At 71.2% G+C, this 19,203-nt stretch carries 17 protein-coding genes; all 17 read left to right on the top strand.

Going from position 1 to position 19,203, the window contains the following annotated elements:
• The first annotated feature begins 223 nt into the window (after nt 1–223).
• The 17 genes from pyrR (at nt 224) to mihF (ending at nt 19,165) form a co-directional block, all read left to right on the top strand.
• Nucleotides 224–751, top strand: a complete 528-nt coding sequence (gene pyrR, locus ABD295_RS08605; protein WP_344303280.1) for a bifunctional pyr operon transcriptional regulator/uracil phosphoribosyltransferase PyrR — start codon at nt 224–226, stop codon at nt 749–751.
• Entirely contained in the window at nt 748–1,695 is a 948-nt protein-coding gene (locus ABD295_RS08600; protein WP_344303279.1) for an aspartate carbamoyltransferase catalytic subunit, read from the top strand. The genes pyrR and ABD295_RS08600 overlap by 4 nt, the downstream gene beginning before the upstream one ends.
• On the top strand, nt 1,692–2,978 hold the full coding sequence (locus tag ABD295_RS08595; protein ID WP_344303278.1) for a dihydroorotase: 1,287 nt from the start codon (nt 1,692–1,694) through the stop codon (nt 2,976–2,978). Before ABD295_RS08600 ends, ABD295_RS08595 begins: the two co-directional genes overlap by 4 nt.
• A gap of 34 nt (nt 2,979–3,012) precedes the next feature.
• A complete protein-coding gene (locus ABD295_RS08590) occupies nt 3,013–4,029 on the top strand; it encodes a serine hydrolase domain-containing protein (protein ID WP_344303277.1) in 1,017 nt (338 codons plus the stop codon).
• Between the two features lie 138 nt (nt 4,030–4,167).
• Nucleotides 4,168–5,088, top strand: coding sequence for a transporter substrate-binding domain-containing protein (locus ABD295_RS08585; RefSeq protein ID WP_344303276.1), 921 nt, complete (start codon nt 4,168–4,170; stop codon nt 5,086–5,088).
• Nucleotides 5,089–5,129: 41 nt separating this feature from the next.
• A complete protein-coding gene (locus ABD295_RS08580; RefSeq protein WP_344303275.1) occupies nt 5,130–6,062 on the top strand; it encodes an amino acid ABC transporter permease in 933 nt (310 codons plus the stop codon).
• The gene (locus tag ABD295_RS08575) at nt 6,059–6,829 is read left to right on the top strand and encodes an amino acid ABC transporter ATP-binding protein (protein ID WP_344303274.1); all 771 of its coding nucleotides are present in this window, start codon (nt 6,059–6,061) and stop codon (nt 6,827–6,829) included. Before ABD295_RS08580 ends, ABD295_RS08575 begins: the two co-directional genes overlap by 4 nt.
• 177 nt (nt 6,830–7,006) lie before the next feature.
• Entirely contained in the window at nt 7,007–8,236 is a 1,230-nt protein-coding gene (locus tag ABD295_RS08570) for an aminomethyl transferase family protein (protein ID WP_344303273.1), read from the top strand.
• Nucleotides 8,233–9,891 carry a phytoene desaturase family protein gene (locus ABD295_RS08565; RefSeq protein ID WP_344303272.1) on the top strand — a complete coding sequence of 553 codons (1,659 nt, stop codon included), beginning with the start codon at nt 8,233–8,235 and terminating at the stop codon, nt 9,889–9,891. Before ABD295_RS08570 ends, ABD295_RS08565 begins: the two co-directional genes overlap by 4 nt.
• Nucleotides 9,892–10,125: 234 nt before the next feature.
• A complete protein-coding gene (gene carA / locus ABD295_RS08560; RefSeq protein WP_344303336.1) occupies nt 10,126–11,307 on the top strand; it encodes a glutamine-hydrolyzing carbamoyl-phosphate synthase small subunit in 1,182 nt (393 codons plus the stop codon).
• Complete coding sequence (gene carB, locus ABD295_RS08555; RefSeq protein ID WP_344303271.1) at nt 11,307–14,651, top strand: carbamoyl-phosphate synthase large subunit; 3,345 nt, start codon at nt 11,307–11,309, stop codon at nt 14,649–14,651. The genes carA and carB overlap by 1 nt, the downstream gene beginning before the upstream one ends.
• Nucleotides 14,648–15,721 (top strand): quinone-dependent dihydroorotate dehydrogenase, encoded by a 1,074-nt coding sequence (locus ABD295_RS08550; RefSeq protein WP_344303270.1) that lies wholly within the window; start codon nt 14,648–14,650, stop codon nt 15,719–15,721. The genes carB and ABD295_RS08550 overlap by 4 nt, the downstream gene beginning before the upstream one ends.
• Nucleotides 15,718–16,599, top strand: coding sequence for an iron-sulfur cluster-binding protein (locus ABD295_RS08545; protein WP_344303269.1), 882 nt, complete (start codon nt 15,718–15,720; stop codon nt 16,597–16,599). Before ABD295_RS08550 ends, ABD295_RS08545 begins: the two co-directional genes overlap by 4 nt.
• Nucleotides 16,596–17,441 carry a nitronate monooxygenase gene (locus ABD295_RS08540; RefSeq protein ID WP_344303268.1) on the top strand — a complete coding sequence of 282 codons (846 nt, stop codon included), beginning with the start codon at nt 16,596–16,598 and terminating at the stop codon, nt 17,439–17,441. Before ABD295_RS08545 ends, ABD295_RS08540 begins: the two co-directional genes overlap by 4 nt.
• Nucleotides 17,438–18,283, top strand: a complete 846-nt coding sequence (gene pyrF, locus ABD295_RS08535) for an orotidine-5'-phosphate decarboxylase (protein WP_344303267.1) — start codon at nt 17,438–17,440, stop codon at nt 18,281–18,283. Before ABD295_RS08540 ends, pyrF begins: the two co-directional genes overlap by 4 nt.
• Complete coding sequence (locus ABD295_RS08530; protein WP_344303266.1) at nt 18,283–18,714, top strand: hypothetical protein; 432 nt, start codon at nt 18,283–18,285, stop codon at nt 18,712–18,714. Before pyrF ends, ABD295_RS08530 begins: the two co-directional genes overlap by 1 nt.
• Before the next feature lie 124 nt (nt 18,715–18,838).
• The gene (mihF, locus tag ABD295_RS08525) at nt 18,839–19,165 is read left to right on the top strand and encodes an integration host factor, actinobacterial type (protein WP_344303265.1); all 327 of its coding nucleotides are present in this window, start codon (nt 18,839–18,841) and stop codon (nt 19,163–19,165) included.
• Nucleotides 19,166–19,203: the final 38 nt, after the last annotated feature.

Below are 19,203 nucleotides of genomic sequence, written 5' to 3'. Positions count from 1 at the left end.
GACCGACCCTGCCACGGACGAGCACGGACACGCGCCACGGGCTCACGTCGGGACGGCGGCGGCTGCTACTCTCGCGGCGCACCAAACCCACCCAGACATCCTTTAACGAGCCGTCCCGTGAGGCGGAGAAGGAGGTCACGCGGCAGTGCCTGCGCTACCTGACACCACCACCTCCGATCCATCGACCGCCTCCGCTGGAGACAGACCAGGCGACGTCGGCCGCGTGGTGATGGACGCCCCGGACATCACGCGGGCGCTGACCCGCATCGCGCACGAGATCCTCGAGCGCAACAAGGGTCCGCGCGACCTGGTGCTGCTCGGGATCCCGAGCCGAGGCGTGCCCCTCGCCCGCCGGATCGCCGAGAAGATCTCCGCGGTCGAGGGCGTCGAGGTCCCCGTCGGCTCCCTCGACGTGACGATGTACCGCGACGACCTGCGCAGCGGCCCGGTCCGCGCCCTGCTGCACACCGAGATCCCGGGCGGCGGCATCGAGGGGAAGACCGTGGTGCTCGTCGACGACGTGCTCTTCTCCGGGCGCACGATCCGCGCGGCCCTCGACGCCCTCACCGAGGTAGGTCGCCCGGCGGCGGTCCAGCTGGCCGTGCTCGTCGACCGCGGCCACCGCGAGCTGCCGATCCGTGCCGACTTCGTCGGCAAGAACCTCCCGACCTCGCTGGTCGAGCGAGTGCGGGTCTCCCTCACCGGTGTCGACGACGTCGACGCCGTCACGATCACGGGGTTGGTCTCATGAAGCGTCACCTTCTCTCCGCCGCCGACCTCACCCGGGCCGATGCCGAGCTCGTCCTCAGCACCGCCGAGGAGATGCGCTCCCTCGCAGACCGGCCGATCAAGAAGCTGCCGGCCCTGCGCGGGCGCACCGTGGTCAACCTCTTCTTCGAGGACTCCACCCGCACGCGCATCTCCTTCGAGGCCGCGGCCAAGCGGTTGTCGGCCGACGTCATCAACTTCGCGGCCAAGGGCTCCTCGTTGTCCAAGGGCGAGTCACTCAAGGACACCGCGCTGACCCTCGAGGCGATGGGCGCCGACGCCGTCGTGATCCGGCACCACGCGTCAGGGGCACCGCACCGGCTGGCCAACTCAGGGTGGGTGCGCTCGTCGGTCGTCAACGCGGGCGACGGCACCCACGAGCACCCGACGCAAGCGCTGCTCGACGCCTTCACGATGTGGCGGCACCTCGGACCCGCCAACGGCGGGACGCTCGACGGACAGCGCATCGCGATCATCGGCGACGTGCTCCACTCCCGGGTGGCGCGCTCCAACGCCCTGTTGCTCAAGACGCTGGGTGCCGAGGTCACGCTCGTCGCGCCCCCGACCCTGCTGCCCGTCGGCGTCGAGACCTGGGGCGTCGAGACGTCGTACGACCTCGACGGCGTGCTGCCCAAGGCCGACGCCGTGATGATGCTGCGAGTCCAGCGCGAGCGCATGAACGCCGCGTTCTTCCCGACCGCGCGGGAGTACTCCCGTCGCTACGGACTGGACGGCCGCCGGATGGCGACCCTCCAGGACCACACGATCGTGATGCACCCCGGGCCGATGGTCCGGGGCATGGAGATCACCGCCGACGTCGCCGACTCGGCGCGCTCGGTGATCGTCGAGCAGGTGACCAACGGGGTCGCCGTCAGGATGGCGGTCCTCTACCTCCTCCTCGGCGGCAGCGAAGGGGGCGACGAGTGAGCACCTACGTCATCAAGGGCGTGTCGATCCTCGGCGGCGCGCCGACCGACCTGCGGATCGAGGACGGCGTCATCGCTGCCATCGGCGCGGGTCTCGATGCCGGTGGGGCGGAAGTGGTCGAGGCCGACGGGCTCGTCGCCCTGCCGGGCCTGGTCGACCTGCACACCCACCTGCGAGAGCCCGGTCGCGAGGACGCCGAGACGGTGCTCACCGGCACCCAGGCAGCGGCGCTGGGCGGCTTCACCGCCGTGCACGCGATGGCCAACACCGACCCCGTCGCCGACACGGCCGGCGTCGTGGAGCAGGTCTGGCGGCTGGGTCGCGAGGCCGGCTACTGCGACGTCTACCCGGTGGGCGCCGTCACCGTCGGTCTCGCCGGCGAGCGGCTGGCCGAGCTCGGCGCGATGGCCGACTCGGCCGCCCGGGTCCGGGTCTTCAGCGACGACGGCAAGTGCGTGAGCGACGCGGTGATGATGCGGCGGGCGCTGGAATACGTGAAGGCCTTCGACGGCGTCATCGCCCAGCACGCCCAGGAGCCGCGGCTCACCGAGAACGCCCAGATGAACGAGGGCGAGCTCTCGGGCCGGCTCGGGCTCCAGGGCTGGCCGGCCGTCGCCGAGGAGGCGATCGTCGCACGTGACTGCCTCCTGGCGGCCCATGTCGGCTCCCGGCTGCACGTCTGCCACGTGTCGACGGCCGGGTCGGTGCAGATCGTGCGCGACGCGAAGTCCAAGGGTTGGAACGTCACGGCCGAGGCCTGCCCGCACCACCTGCTGCTGACCGACGAGCTCGCGGCGACGTACGACCCGATCTTCAAGGTCAACCCGCCGCTGCGCACCACGGCCGACACCGAGGCGCTGCGGGCGGGGCTCGCCGACGGCACCATCGACGCCGTGGCGACGGACCACGCGCCGCACCCGCACGAGGACAAGGACTGCGAGTGGGCGGCCGCCGCCTTCGGCATGCTCGGTCTCGAGACGGCGCTCTCGATCGTGCAGGAGACGATGGTCGACACGGGGCTGCTCGACTGGGCCGGCGTCGCCGAGCGGATGTCCTACGCGCCGGCGCGGATCGGCCGCGTGGCCGAGCACGGCCAGCCGCTCGAGGTGGGCGCGCCGGCCAACGTCGTCCTCTACGACCCGTCCGTTCGCCGGGTGATCGAGGCTTCCGAGTCGGCGTCGCTGTCGCGCAACACGCCGTACGCCGGCCGCGAGCTGCCGGGGCGGGTCGTGGCGACCTTCCTGCGCGGGCGCCCGACGGTGCTCGACGGCAAGCTGCAGTGATCGACGCCATGACTCGACGCCATGACTCGACGCCATGACTCGACTTCCTGAGGTCGACGCGGTGGTCGCCGACACCGGCTTCTCCGGACACGTCCGTGTCGAGCAGGACGGGGTCGTCGTCCACGACGAGGCCTACGGGCTCGCCGATCGTGCCCACGCGGTCCCGATGACCCCGGAGACCAGCATCGGGGTGGCCAGCGGAGCCAAGACGTTCACTGCCCTGGCGGTGCTGCGGCTCGTCGAGGAGGGTCGGCTGACCCTCGAGACGCGCGCCCGCGAGCTGCTGGGCGCCGACCTGCCGCTGATCGACGACGCCGTCACTGTGGAGCAGCTGCTCTCGCACCGGTCCGGCATCGGCGACTACCTCGACGAGGACGTCGTCGAGGACTTCTCGACGTTCTCCCTGCCGGTGCCCCTGAGGAGCCTCGACTCCGCGGAGTCCTACCTCACCGTCCTCGACGGCTTCCCCCAGAAGTTCCCACCAGGCACCGGGTTCTCCTACTGCAACGGCGGGTTCTGCGTGCTCGCCCTCCTCGCCGAGCGCGCGGGAGGGGAACCCTTCCACGACCTGGTGCGGAGCCTGGTGATCGAGCCGGCCGGGCTCGCCCACACGGCGTACCTTCGCTCGGACGCGCTCCCCGACAACGCTGCCTGGGGCTACCTCCACGGCCCGGACCACGCGGAGGCGCTGCGCACGAACGTGCTGCACCTGCCGGTCGTCGGGGGCGGCGACGGGGGGATCTTCACGACTGCCGGCGACGTCTGCGCCCTGTGGGCCGCCCTCGACGCGGGGAGGGTGGTGTCGCCGGCGACGTGGGCGGACGCGCAGCGCTCGCGCAGCGACGTGGACGACAACGAGGGCTACGGGCTCGGCGTGTGGCGGTGGGGCGCCGCCACGGAGCTGCGGGGCTCCGACGTCGGCGCATCGTTCGGTTCCGTCCACCAGGCCCGCCGGCTCACCTGGGCGGTGCTGTCGAACACCAGCGACGGCGCCTGGCCGATGGTCATCCGCCTGGCGCAGGTGCTGCTGGGTGAGGGCCAGGCACCCTGACGCGCTGCCGGCACCGGGTCACGGATCGGCAAACCTCCGGCATGGAGGGGTCACAACCTCGAATCCCCGTGGCATAGTCCGCGCCAGCGGAAAAATCTTGGTCCACAAGTCTCGGACCCACCAATTCGGAGGACGTCCATGCGTCAGCGTTCCCTTCTCGCCCTTGCCTCGGTGACCCTGATCGCCCTGCTTGCCGCCTGCGGCGGCGGCGACGACGAGGCTGATGACCCGGGCACCGGGAGCGGAAGTGGCGACGAGACCACCTCGGCCGCCGACGACGGCCCGTGCACCGACGCCACCGACCTGCTCGCCGAGGTCTGCGAGAAGGGCGTGCTCACCGTCTCCACCGACCCGGCGTACCCGCCGCAGTCGTCGCTCAACGAGCAGACCGGCGAGTACGAAGGCTTCGACATCGACGTGGCCACCGAGATCGCCGACCGTCTCGGCGTCGACGTCGCCTGGGAGGCGCCTTCGTGGGACGTCATCACCGCCGGCAGCTGGAACGGCCGCTGGGACACCACCGTCGGTTCGATGACCCCGACCAACGACCGCCAGGAAGTCCTCTACTTCACCCAGCCCTACAACTACACGCCCGCCGTGGTGGTCGTGACCGCTGACAACGAAGAGGTCTCCGACCTCAGCACCGATCTCGACGGGGCCAAGATCGGCGTCTGCAGCGGCTGCACCTACGACCAGTTCCTGACCAAGACGCTGGCCATCGAGGGCTACGACTTCGACTTCATCATCGACGACGCCGAGGTCGCGGGGTACGACACCGACACAACGGCGCTCCAGGACCTCGCCAACGGCCGCCTCGACGCGGTGATCACCTCGGTGACGACCGCGCAGGGCTACATCGACGCCGGCAACCCGGTGAAGATCGTCGGCGACCCGGTCTTCTACGAGCCGCTCTCGGTGGGCTTCGACAAGAGCGCCGACCCGTCGTCGGAGAGCCTCTACGAAGCGGTCGACGCGATCGTCGGCGAGATGCACGAGGACGGCACCCTCACGGCCTTCTCCGAGGAGTGGTACGGCCTCGACCTGACCACCCAGGAGTGAGTCGGCCAGGAGTGAGTCGGCCAGGAGAGAGCCGGCCCGACATGACTCAGCCCGAGGCCCCGGGCCGGGAGAGCACCTGGGAACGGATCCAGCTCGCGTCCGCGCGAGTTCCGTTCCGCGCCAAGACCGCCGCCGTCTGGGTCGTCCTCTTCGTCCTGATCGGGTTCTTCGGCAACGCTGCGGGTTTCGACCTGCAGTGGATCAGGGACAACTTCCGCTACATCCTCGGCGGGTTGCCCTACACGGCGGCCATCGCGCTCGGCGGCATCGCGCTGGCGATCGTGATGGCCCTCCTCGGGGCGCTGGCGCGGATCTCGCGCAACCCCGTGGCGTACGCCGTGGCCGGCTTCTACGTCTCGTTCTTCCGGGGGACGCCGCTCATCGTGCAGATGTTCCTGATCTACCTCGCCCTGCCTCCGGTCGGCCGCAACCTCGAGCTGTCCTACACCTGGCTCCCCGAGGACTTCAACGAGTGGCTGATCCTCGAGGCGGCGACGGCAGGCACCATCGCGCTCGGCCTCAACTACGGCGCCTACATGACCGAGATCTTCCGCGCCGGCATCCAGTCGGTGGCCGGGGGGCAGGGCGAGGCGGCCGACGCCCTCGGCATGACCCACGGGCAGAAGATGCGCAAGGTCGTGCTCCCGCAGGCGTTCCGGGTGATCATCCCGCCGACCGGCAACGAGTTCATCGCGATGATGAAGGACACCGCCCTGGTGTCGTTCCTCGGCGTGACGGTCGCCAGCGCCGAGATCTTCCGGCGCTCGCAGCTGGTCGGCAAGGCCGACTTCAAGAACCTCGAGGCCTACGTCGCCGTGGCGCTCATGTACTGGGGGCTCACCGTCATCTTCACGTTCTTCCAGGCCAAGCTCGAGCGTCGTATCGGCCGCGGCTACGACCGCGCCCACATCGCCGCGGTCAACGCGGTCGCGGCCCGGCAGAAGCAGCCGCACGGGGGAGGGGTGCCGAGATGAGCTCCGACGACGTCAGTGACGTGGTCGTCCGCATCGAGGACCTCCACAAGAGCTTCGGCCAGCTCGAGGTGGTCAAGGGCGTCGACATGGACGTGCATCGGGGCGAGGTGGTCGTCATCTTCGGCCGCTCCGGGTCGGGCAAGTCCACGGTGCTGCGCTGCGTGAACTTCATCGAGGACCCCACGTCCGGCTCCATCGAGGTGGCCGGCATCCGGTTGGAGGGTGGGCACCGCACCAAGCGCAAGCGCGAGCAGATCCGGCAGCTGCGCGTGCACGTCGGGATGGTGTTCCAGCAGTTCAACCTGTTCCCCAACATGACCGTCCTGGACAACGTCACGTGCGCCCCCCGCTGCGCGGGCAAGGGCAGCGACGCCGAGATCACCAAGCGTGGCCAGGAGCTGCTCGAGCGGGTGGGCCTGGCCGACAAGGCGGGGGAGCACCCCATCCGGCTCTCAGGCGGGCAGCAGCAGCGCGTGGCGATCGCCCGGGCGCTGGCGATGGAGCCCGACGTCATGCTCTTCGACGAGCCGACCTCCGCGCTCGACCCCGAGCTCACGGGAGAGGTGCTGTCGGTCATGAAGACGCTCTCCACCGAGATGCACATGACGATGATGGTGGTCACCCACGAGATGGGGTTCGCCCGCGAGGTCGCCGACCGGATGGCGTTCTTCCACGAGGGCCGGATCCTCGAGGAGGGCCCGCCGCAGCAGCTGATCAGCAGCCCGGCGCACCCGGAGACGCGTGCGTTCCTGGACGCGGTCTTGTAGCTCACCGGGTCTCGTGACCACCGATGGACCCTTGCCGGTGGTCGAGGAAGGCGTGCTAGCGCCTGTCACGAGACCAGGCGAGCCGAAAGGCCGTTTGAACCATCACTCAGCCTGGCGGATTGAACAGCCATTCAGTAGGCTCCGCCGAGTGACCTGCGCCGCACGAAGGAGAGCCCGATGATCCGCACGACGCCGTTCCACGACGGGCTGACCGCGCTGAACGACCAGCTGCTCTACACCCACTGGTCGGGCTACCTCTCCGCGCTGCGCTACTCCAACGCGCCCAAGCACGAGTACTTCGCGGTGCGCAACGGCGTCGGGATCTTCGACACCTCACCCCTGTTCAAGTACCGCATCACCGGGCCCGACACCGAGGCGTTCCTCTCGCGCATGGTCGTGCGCGACCTGTCCGGGATCCGGCCGGGGCGTGCGGCGTACACCCTCTGGTGCGACGACCGCGGCTTCGTGATGGAGGACGGCGTGCTCTTCCGCCAGTCCGAGCGTGAGTGGCTGCTGACCTCGGCGCGCCCGTCGATGGGCTGGTTCGCGGACCATCGCCACGGTCAGCGGGTCGAGATCGAGGACGTGAGCGACGACTACGCGATGCTCCAGGTCCAAGGTCCGCGCTCGCGCGCCACGCTCGCCGGCCTCACGCCGGAGGTCGAGGACCTGCCGTACTTCGGCGTGGCCGAGAGCAAGATCGGCACCGTCCCGGTCAGCGTGTCGCGCACCGGCTACACCGGCGACCTCGGGTTCGAGGTGATGGTCCCCGCCGACGACGCGCCAGCGGTCCTCGAGGCGATCCTGGAGGCCGGGACTCCCCACGGCCTCCGGCCGTTCGGCGAGGAGGCGCTCAACATGCTGCGCATCGAGGCCGGGCTCCCGCTGGTCGACATCGAGTTCCACGACAGCCGCACCGCCTGGACCGACAGCGACCGGGTCACCCCGAAGGAGCTCGGCCAGGGCTGGATGCTCAAGGGCGTGCGCGACGGGTCGCGCCGCTTCATCGGAAGCGAGGCGATCCGGCGCGAGCTGGAGGACGGCACCTCCCGCTGGGCGACCACCGGCATCGTGGTCGACTGGGCCGACTGGGACCGCCTCTACCGCGACGCCGGCGAGCTGCCCACGAAGGACGAGCAGCCCGTCGGCTGGGAGCAGTGGCTCAGGCTCGAGGACGACGAGCAGATCGGCTACGTCACCAGCTTCTTCTACTCGCCGGTGCTGCAGCGCCACATCGGCATCGCCCGCGTCCGGCCCGACCTCGCCGCCCCCGGCAACCAGGGGGGCACCGCACTTCGGATGGAGACGACGTTGCACCACACCACCCACATGCTCGCGGTCAGCACCTCGCCGCTGCCGTTCTACAACCCCGCCCGCAAGACGGCCAGGGCAGGACTCGGGTCATGAGCACCTACGAGCACACCGCGCACGCCGCCGTCCCATCGCCGGTCAACGGCCGCAGCGGGACGTCGTACGACGCCATCGTGGTCGGCGGCGGCCACAACGGGCTCACCAACGCGGCGTACCTCGCCAAGGCCGGGCTGAGCGTGCTGGTGCTCGAGCAGCGGCACCTGGTCGGGGGTGCGGCGATCACCGAGGAGCTCAAGCCGGGCTACTGGTTCACGACGTTCTCCTACGCGCTGAGCCTGCTGCGGCCCGAGATCATCCACGAGCTCAACCTCGTCGAGCACGGCTTCATGCCGCTGATGATGCCGGGCGACTTCCACCCGACCGGCGACGGCGACTACCTGCTCTTCGGCGACGACCACGAGCAGAACCTCCAGGAGATCCGCCGGCACTCCAAGCACGACGCCGACGCCTACAACCGCTACAGCTACGACCTCGACCGCGTGATCCAGACCGTGCGGCCGCTCTTCGACAACCCGCCGCCCGACATCTTCGGCACCGACCCCGAGGACCAGGCCGACGTGGCCTGGATGCTCAAGCAGCTCGGCAACGCCGACCGCAAGACCCTGCACGACACCGTGCGGATGCTCACCGGAAGTGCCGCCGACCTGCTCGACGACTACTTCGAGCACGACGCGATCAAGGGCTACTTGGCGTCGTCCTCGATCATCGGCACCCAGATCGGGCCGATGTCGGGCGGGTCGGGGCTGGTGCTGCTCTTCCACAAGATGGGCGAGCACGACGGACACCTCGGCTCGTGGGCCTTCCACAAGGGTGGCAACGGCGGTTTCACGCAGGTGCTGTCGCGGGCCGCGCAGGCCTACGGCGCCGAGATCGAGCTGGACGCGAAGGTCGCCTCCGTCATCACCCGCGACGGGCGCGCCGTGGGCGTGGCCCTGGCCGACGGCACCGAGCTCACCGCGCCGATCGTCGTGTCGGCGCTCGACGCCCGGCACACCTTCCTCGACCTCGTCGACCCGCGCGAGCTGCCCGACGACCTCGTCGACAACGTCAAGCGCACCCGCTACCGCGGTGTCTCGTCGAAGGTGAACTTCGCCCTCGACGGCCTGCCGGAGTTCCCGGGCCTGCCGGGCTCGTCCGCGCCGTTCAACGGCTTCCTCAACATCGGCCCGACACTGGAGTACATGGAGCGGGCCTACGACGCGGCCAAGTACGGCTGGTACTCCGACCGTCCCTTCATCGACGGCGCCATGCAGTCGATGCTCGACCCGGACATGGCCCCGCCGGGCAAGCACGTGCTCTCGTGCTTCGTGCAGTACTCGCCCTACGACCTGCGCAAGGACGGGAAGTCGGTCGACTGGGAGACCGAGAAGGAGAACTTCGGCGACAAGACGCAGGCGGTGCTCGAGGAGCACTTCCCGGGCTTCGGCAAGCTCGTGCTCCAGCGCGAGATCGTGACGCCCGCGGACATCGAGCGGGTCACCGGCCTGTCGGAGGGCAACATCTTCGCCGGTGAGTTCCTCGCGCCGCAGATGTACTTCTTCCGGCCCTCGCCGGGCTGGTCGCAGTACGCCACCCCGATCGACGGCTACTACCAGTGCGGCTCCGGCACGCACCCCGGCGGCTGCGTCATCGGCGCCCCAGGCAAGCTCGCGTCCGAGCGGATCCTGCGCGACAAGGCCCGCCGCAGCTGACGCACCCACCGGTGGTCGAGGTCGCGGTCGCCTGCCGGTGGACGCGTCTCGTGACGTCCGTGACCGGCCTCCTCGACCACCGGGTGGTGGGTGCGGCCAGGACCCTCTGACGCTGGTAGGGTCGGGCTCGCTCGCACATCCTTTAACGATCCGTCCTGTGAGGCGGAGAAGGAGGTCGGCGTGCCTCTGCATGCCACTGCACCAACCAAGTCCCACGGGGCCAGCACTGGAGCGATGCTCGTGCTGGAGGACGGGACGGTCTTCGAGGGAGAGTCCTACGGCGCCCCCGGCGAGACCTTCGGGGAAGCCGTCTTCTCGACCGGGATGACGGGCTACCAGGAGACGTTGACCGACCCGTCGTACCATCGCCAGGTCGTCGTCATGACCGCGCCGCACATCGGCAACACCGGCATGAACGACGAGGACCCCGAGTCAGGGCGGATCTGGGTCGCGGGGTACGTCGTCCGCGACCCCGCCCGGCGCGTCTCCAGCTGGCGCTCGCGCCGCTCGCTCGACGAGGAGCTGCGTGATCAGGGCGTGGTCGGCATCTCGGGCATCGACACCCGCGCCCTGACCCGCCGTCTGCGGGAGGAGGGGGCCATGCGCGTCGGCATCTCCTCGACCGAGACCGATCCCGAGGCCCTGCTGGCGCGGGTGCGCGAGTCCGCGGAGATGAGCGGGGCGAACCTCTCGGCCGAGGTCTCGACCAGAGAGCCCTACGTGGTGCCTGCGCTGGTCTCGACGGGCTCGACCGACCGACGGACGCTCCGGGTCGCCGTGCTCGACCTCGGGCTCAAGGCGAACACCCCGCGGATGATGGCCGAGCGCGGCATCGAGTCCCACGTGCTGCCGGCCACGGCGTCGCTCGACGACGTGCTGGCCGTGTCGCCGGACGGGCTGTTCTTCTCCAACGGCCCGGGGGACCCGGCGGCCACCACCGCCCAGGTCGACCTGCTCCGCGGCGCCCTCGAGCGCGGCATCCCCTACTTCGGCATCTGCTTCGGCAACCAGCTCTTCGGCCGGGCGCTCGGGTTCGGCACCTACAAGCTCAAGTACGGGCACCGCGGCATCAACCAGCCGGTGCTGGACCGCACGACCGGCAAGGTCGAGGTCACCGCGCACAACCACGGCTTCGCGGTCGACGCGCCCCTGGACGCGGCGACGCAGACGCTCTTCGGCACCGCCACCGTCTCCCACGTCTGCCTCAACGACGACGTGGTCGAGGGGCTCGAGCTGCGCGGCGACGACGGCGCGCTCAAGGCCTTCTCGGTGCAGTACCACCCCGAGGCGGCGGCCGGGCCGCACGACGCGGCGTACCTCTTCGACAGGTTCGTCGACCTGATGGTCTCTTCGTCGATGGTCGAGGAGGTCGCGCAGCGACCGTCACGAGACCGGGTGACCGGAGGGGAGGCCTGATGCCGAAGCGCGACGACATCAAGAGCGTCCTGGTCATCGGCTCGGGGCCGATCGTCATCGGGCAGGCGTGCGAGTTCGACTACTCCGGGACGCAGGCGTGCCGGGTGCTCATGGCCGAGGGGATCCGCGTGATCCTGGTCAACTCCAACCCGGCGACGATCATGACCGACCCGGAGTTCGCCGACGCGACCTACATCGAGCCGATCACCCCGGAGTTCGTCACCAAGGTCATCGAGAAGGAGCGCCCGGACGCGCTGCTGGCGACCCTCGGTGGGCAGACCGCGCTGAACGCAGCGATGGCGCTCGACGCGGCCGGCGTCCTCGAGCAGTACGGCGTCGAGCTGATCGGCGCCTCCATCGAGGCGATCGAGCGCGGTGAGAACCGCGAGTCCTTCAAGCGGATCGTGGAAGAGCTCGGCGGCGAGGTCGCGACGTCGCGGATCGCGCACACCATGGAGGAGTGCGTGGCGGCGGCGGAGGAGCTCGGCTACCCCTGCGTCGTACGCCCGTCCTTCACCATGGGCGGATCGGGCTCCGGCATGGCCTACGACGAGGCCGACCTGCGCCAGATCGCGGGCTCCGGGCTCGCGGCCTCGCCGACCACCGAGGTCCTCATGGAGGAGTCGATCATCGGGTGGAAGGAGTACGAGCTGGAGGTGATGCGCGACAAGGCAGACAACGTCGTCATCGTCTGCAGCATCGAGAACCTCGACCCGATGGGGGTGCACACCGGCGACTCGATCACGGTGGCGCCGGCGATGACGCTGACCGATCGCGAGTACCAGCACCTGCGCGACCTCTCCATCGGCATCATCCGCTCGGTCGGCGTCGACACCGGCGGCTGCAACATCCAGTTCGCGGTCAACCCCGACGACGGCCGGGTGGTCGTCATCGAGATGAACCCACGGGTGTCCAGGTCGAGCGCCCTGGCGTCGAAGGCCACCGGCTTCCCGATCGCGAAGATCGCGGCCAAGGTGGCGATCGGCTACACCCTCGACGAGATCGCCAACGACATCACCGCCCGACCCGACGGGCAGAGCACGCCGGCGGCCTTCGAGCCGACGCTCGACTACGTCGTGGTGAAGGTGCCGCGGTTCGCGTTCGAGAAGTTCCCCGGCGCCGACCCGACCCTGACCACGCACATGAAGTCGGTCGGCGAGGCGATGGCGATCGGGCGCAACTTCACCGAGGCGCTGCAGAAGGCGCTGCGGTCGCTGGAGAGCAAGCACGCGCCGTTCGACTGGAGCCACCGCCACATCGACCTCGACAAGGCCGGGCTGCTGACCGAGGCGAGCACGCCGCACGACGGGCGACTCCGCGTGGTCATGGACGCCATCCGGGCGGGCGCGACGCCCGACGAGGTGCACGAGGCGACCGGCATCGACCCGTGGTTCGTCGACCAGCTCTGCCTCGTCAACGAGATCGCGCAGGACGTGATCAACGCCCCCGAGCTCACTCCGGGGCTGCTGCGTCACGCCAAGCGCCACGGCTTCTCCGACCACCAGATCGGGCGGATGCGCGACCTGCCCGAGCAGGTCGTCCGCGGGGTGCGCCACGCGCTGGGCATCCGGCCGGTCTACAAGACCGTCGACACCTGCGCCGCCGAGTTCGCGGCCCGGACGCCCTATCACTACTCGTCCTACGACCAGGAGACCGAGGTCGCGCCGCGCCAGCGGGAGGCTGTCATCATCCTCGGCTCGGGTCCCAACCGGATCGGTCAGGGCATCGAGTTCGACTACTCCTGCGTGCACGCCAGCATGGCGCTGAGCGAGGTCGGCTACGAGACCGTGATGGTCAACTGCAACCCCGAGACCGTCTCGACCGACTACGACACCTCCGACCGGCTCTACTTCGAACCGCTCACCCTCGAGGACGTGCTCGAGATCGTGCACGCCGAGCGCCAGGCAGGCCCCATCGCGGGCGTCATCTGTCAGCTCGGCGGTCAGACGCCGCTCGGCCTCGCCCAGGGTCTGGAGGACGCCGGCGTCCCGATCGTCGGCACCCCTCCGGCGGCGATCCACCTCGCTGAGGAGCGCGGCGCGTTCGGGCGGGTGCTCGCCGAGGCCGGGCTGCCGGCGCCCAAGCACGGCCTCGCGTCGTCGTACGACGAGGCCCTCGAGATCGCCGCCGAGATCGGCTATCCCGTGCTGGTCCGGCCCTCCTACGTGCTCGGCGGCCGCGGCATGGAGATCGTGTACGACGACGACGCGCTCGAGGGCTACATCCACCGCGCCACGGAGGTCAGTCCCGAGCACCCGGTCCTGGTCGACCGGTTCATCGACGACGCGGTCGAGATCGACGTGGACGCGCTCTTCGACGGCGAGGAGCTCTACCTCGGCGGGGTCATGGAGCACATCGAGGAGGCCGGCATCCACTCCGGCGACTCCTCCTGCGCGCTGCCCCCGATCACCCTCGGCGCGGCGGAGATCAAGCGGATCCGGGTCGCCACCGAGGCCATCGCCCGCGGCGTCGGCGTGCGGGGGCTGCTCAACATCCAGTTCGCGCTCGGCTCCGACGTGCTCTACGTGCTGGAGGCCAACCCGCGCGCGTCGCGCACGGTGCCGTTCGTGTCCAAGGCGACCGCGGTGCCGCTGGCCAAGGCCGCTGCCCGGGTGATGCTCGGCGAGCCCATCAAGTCGCTGCGGGCGGCCGGGCTGCTCGACGCCGAGGGCGATGGGGGAGACCTGCCGCCGGACGCGCCGATCGCGGTGAAGGAGGCCGTGATGCCGTTCAACCGGTTCAAGACCCCCGACGGCCGGACCGTCGACACCGTGCTCGGCCCGGAGATGCGCTCGACCGGCGAGGTGATGGGCTTCGACGCGGTCTTCGGCACGGCCTTCGCCAAGTCCCAGACGGCGTCGTACGGCTCGCTGCCGACCTCGGGCAAGGTCTTCGTCTCGATGGCCAACCGCGACAAGCGCACCATGATCTTCCCGATCAAGCGGCTGGCCGACCTCGGGTTCGAGGTGCTGGCCACGCAGGGGACCGCCGAGGTGCTGCGCCGCAACGGCATCCCGGCCACGGTGGTGCGCAAGCACTTCGAGGGTCCCGGGCCCGGAGGCGAGCCGACGACGATCCAGCTGATCGCCGCCGGAGAGGTGCAGCTCGTGGTGAACACCCCGCACGGCAGCGCCTCTGGGGGCTCGCCGCGCATCGACGGCTACGAGATCCGCACGGCGGCGGTGCAGGCCAACATCCCCTGCATCACCACGGTCCAGGGCCTCGGTGCCGCGGTGCAGGGCATCGAGGCGCTGATCGCCGGCGACATCGGGGTGCGGTCGCTGCAGGACTGGGCCCTTCGAGGCGGTCGTGGCGCCGCTTCCTCCACCGGAGCCGCCCGTTGAAGCTCTACGACGCGCTGTTCGACCGGGTCCTGACGCGCACCGACGCCGAGCAGGCGCACCACGCCGCGTTCCGCGCGATCCGGGCCGCGCGACCGGTCACCGGCCGTGCCCTGCGCACCGGCAGGCGGCCCGTGCACGCGATGGGGCTGACCTTCCCGCACCCGCTCGGCCTGGCCGCCGGCTTCGACAAGAACGCCGTCGGCATCGACGCCCTGGCCGCGCTCGGCTTCGGGCACGTCGAGATCGGCACCGTCACCGGGCTGCCGCAGCCGGGCAACCCGACGCCGAGGCTGTTCCGGCTGCCGGCCGACCACGCGATCGTCAACCGCATGGGCTTCAACAACGACGGCGCGGTCGCCGTGGCGGCGCGTCTGGCCGCGCGACAGGCCGCGCGACTGGCCCGGGGCCTCCACGAGCCTTCCCGGCGCGGGCCGATCGTCGGTGTCAACATCGGCAAGTCCAAGGTCGTGCCGGACGGCGACCAGGCGGCCGTGCAAGCCGACTACGAGAAGAGCGCGGGTCTCCTGGCGCCGTACGCCGACTACCTCGTCGTCAACGTCTCCTCGCCCAACACTCCAGGTCTGCGCAGCCTCCAGGCCGTCGACCGCCTGGGCCCGCTCCTGGAGGCAGTGCGCCGTCGTGCCGACGCCGTCACGCAGGCGCGGGTCCCGCTGCTCGTCAAGATCGCCCCCGACCTCGACGACGCCGACGTGCTGGCCGTCGCTGAGCTGGCGACCGGGCTCGGCCTCGACGGACTGATCGCCACCAACACCACGATCAGCCGTGCCGGGCTGGTCTCCGAGCCCGCTGTCGTGGAGGGGATCGGCGCCGGGGGGCTGTCGGGCCGGCCCCTCGCGGACCGGTCGATGGAGGTGCTCCGACTACTCCGCAAGGCAGTGGGCGACGACCTCACCCTCGTCTCGGTGGGTGGCATCAGCACGGTCGACGAGGCCCGAGCCCGCCTGGAGGCCGGCGCGGCACTTGTGCAGGCCTACACCGGGTTCGTCTACGGCGGCCCGCTGTGGCCACGACGCATCGCCCGAGGGCTCGCTGGAGGGTTCGCAGGGTGACCGCCGCGCCGGCCGAGAGCCCCCGCCCGCTCGGGCCGCTGCACGTCCGCGCGCTGCTCCTGACGACCCGCAAGGTCGGCGCCTACCACCACCTGACCCTCTCGGCCCCCGGGATCGCCGAGCGGTTCCGGCCCGGCACCTTCGTCGCCCTGTCCGTCGGCGCCGGAGACGCGGCGTACCGCACCCGCCTGGCGAGGCGGTCCTTCTGGGTGCACCGGGTCAAGCCCACGGGAGGTCACGGGCTGACGATCGAGATCGTCGTCGAGGCGGTCGGTCCCGGGACGAGGTGGCTCGCCGGCCTCGGTCAGGGTGCGGAGATCGACGTGACGGGCCCGCTCGGCAGGCCCTTCTCGTTGCCCAAGGAGTCACCCGACCAGAAGCAGGTGTCGTGCGTGCTGGTCGGCCACGGGCACTCCGCGGCGCCGCTGTTCCCGCTGGCCGAGCGCCTGCGCGAGCGCGGCTGTGCGGTGACCCTGGTCCTCTCCGCGCCCGACGAGACCCACCTTCTCGCCGCCCTGGAGGCCCGGCGGTCCGCGCGCGCGGTGACGGTCGTGACCGGAGACGGCTCGGTGGGCCTGCGCGGGTCTCTCGAGGCCCACCTGCACGGCATCCTCGAGCGCGCCGCCGCCGACGTCGTCTACGCCTGCGGACCGGCGCCGCTCCTGCACGCCGTCGCGCTGACCGCGGAGGCGCAGGGTGCCTGGAGCCAGGTCGCCCTCGAGGAGACACTGGTCTGTGCGACCGGTCTCTGCCACGGCTGCGCCGTCCCGGTCGTGGGCGAGGACGGGGCTCCGCGCACCGTCCGCGCGTGTGTCGACGGGCCCGTCTTCCGCGGCGATCGGGTCCGTTGGGCCGACCTGACGGGAGTCGACGCGTGAGCACGACCCTGGGCGGACTCGTCCTGCGCTCCCCGGTGATGGTCGCCTCCGGGTGCGGGGGCACCGGCCGCGAGCTGGCGGCGTACGCCGACCTGGCCCGCCTCGGCGCCTTCGTGACCCGCTCGATCACCCTCGACCCCCGCCCTGGCGGTCCGATGCCCCGCATGGTCGAGACGCCCGGCGGCCTGGTCAACGCCGTCGGCTTCGACAACCCCGGGTTGGAGCACTTCCTCGCCACGGAGCTGCCGTGGCTGGTGTCCCAGGACGTGCCCGTCGTCGTCTCGATGGCGGGCGCGAGCATGGGGGAGTACGCCGACCTCGCCCGGCGCCTCGGCCGCGCCCCGGGCCTGGCGGCCGTCGAGGTGAACCTGTCCGCACCCGACGCCCTCGGCGGCGGGGTCTTCGACGTGCGCGAGCCGTTCCAGGCGGCCGGGGTCGTCTCGGCCGTGCGTCGCGACCTCCCAAGAGGCCTGCCGGTCATCGCCAAGCTGCGTGCCGACGTCTTCCGCGCGGTCGAGACCGCGCGCGCCGTCGCCGAGGCGGGCGCCGACGCGGTCGTCGTCGGCAACGCGCTGCCGGCGAGCCTGCCCGACGGCCGCCCGGGTGGCCTCAGCGGTCCCGCCATCCGTCCGCTGGCACTGCGGTGCGTCGCCGACGTGCACGCCGAGCTGCCCGACCTCCCCATCGTCGGTTGCGGGGGGATCTCGACGGCCGAGGACGCGCGCTCCTTCCTCGACGCCGGCGCCACGGCCGTCCAGGTGGGCACCGCCCTCCTCCACGACCCGACCACCGCCGCCCGGCTCGTCGCCGAGCTCGCACCCGAAGGAGCACCCACCGCGTGACCCACCACTTCGGCTCCCGCGTCCACGCCGCACTCGAGGCCCGCGGCCAGCTCTGCGCCGGCATCGACCCCCACGTCGGGCTCCTGCACGAGTGGGGGCTCGACGACGACGTGGCCGGGCTGGAGCGCTTCGCGCTCACCGCGACCGAGGCGCTGGCGCCCGTCTGCTCGGTGGTCAAGCCGCAGAGCGCGTTCTACGAGCGCTTCGGCAGCCGGGGCGTGGCCGTGCTCGAGCGGGTGATCGCCACCGCGCGCGAGGCCGGGGCGCTCGTCCTCCTCGACGTGAAGCGCGGAGACATCGGCAGCACGACGGAGGCGTACGCCGACGCCTACCTCGACCCCGCCTCCCCGCTCGCGGCCGACGCCGTCACCGCGAGCCCCTACCTCGGCTTCGGCTCGCTCGACCCGATGGTCGACGCGGCACGCAAGCACGGCGCGGGCGTCTTCGTCCTGGCGCTGACGTCCAACAAGGAGGGTCCCGAGGTGCAGCACGCGACGACGCCCGGCGGCCAGTCGGTCGCCGCGCTCATGCTGGACCACCTCAGGTCCCTCAACACAGGGGCCACTCCGCTGGGCTCGTTCGGGGCCGTCGTGGGCGCCACGGTCGGTGCGCCCGACCGTTCCCACGACTGGGACCTCGCCATCAACGGGCCGCTGCTGGCGCCGGGGTACGGCGCCCAGGGCGGCACGGTCGACGACCTGCGCCGCATCTTCGGGTCCACCGCGGCCCACGTGCTGGCCAGCACCAGCCGCGGCCTGCTCCGCCACGGCCCCGACGCGGGTGGGCTCGCTGCTGCGGCCAGACAGGCCAACGACGAGCTCACCGTGCTGCGCGCCGGCTGATGCGTCCCGCCCTCGCGCTGCTGCTCCTCGGCCTGCTCGTGACCGGGTGCGCGGACGACCGCGAGCGCTACTGCGGCGCAGTCGAAGAGCACCAGGCGGAGCTGTCCGAGCAAGTGGCCGGTGGAGGGCCGACCGACCTCATCGGCGCGCTGGACGTCCTGCAGTCGCTCGCCGACGAGGCACCCGAGGACATCCAGGACGAGTGGTCGATCCTCCTCGAGCGGGTGACCGCGCTGCGCGACGCGCTCGACGAGGCCGGGGTCGACGCGGCGACGTACGACGCCGACCAGCCCCCGGCAGACCTGGGCACCGACGACCTGGACCGGATCGAGGGAGCCGCGCGCGACCTCGGCTCGGAGCAGACCCGGCGGGCCCTGGCGGACCTCGAGCAGCAGGCTCGCGACGTGTGCGGGACTCCGCTGGTGGTCTGACTCACACGGATCGTCCAGGTCCCTTCGCCCGATTGCTCCTGCCGAAGGGTTCTGACTAGATTGGCCGGAACCCGAACAGACTGCCGGACCTGGTCCAAGCAGGGCCCAGAACGGAAGGACCCACGTGGCACTGCCTCCGCTGACGCCCGAACAACGCCAGGCCGCCCTCGACAAGGCAGCCGCGTCTCGTCGGGAGCGGGCCGAGGTGAAGAACCGGCTCAAGAACGCCGGAGCCTCGATCGTCGACGTGCTGCACGAGGGCCACACCAACGAGGTCATCGGCAAGATGCGCGTGGTCGACCTGCTGCAGTCCATGCCGGGCCTCGGGAAGGTGCGCGCCCGCCAGCTGATGGAGCGGCTCGGGATCGCCGAGAGCCGCCGGGTCCGCGGGCTCGGCACCAAGCAGGTGGCCGCGCTCGAGCGCGAGTTCGCGCCGCGCGAACGCGGGTGACCGACCCGGTCGCCCGCCCCGCCGACGGAGGGTCGCGG

Source organism: Nocardioides bigeumensis, from assembly GCF_039531755.1.
GTDB lineage: Bacteria > Actinomycetota > Actinomycetes > Propionibacteriales > Nocardioidaceae > Nocardioides > Nocardioides bigeumensis.
This window is presented reverse-complemented; position numbering and strand designations above follow the sequence as displayed.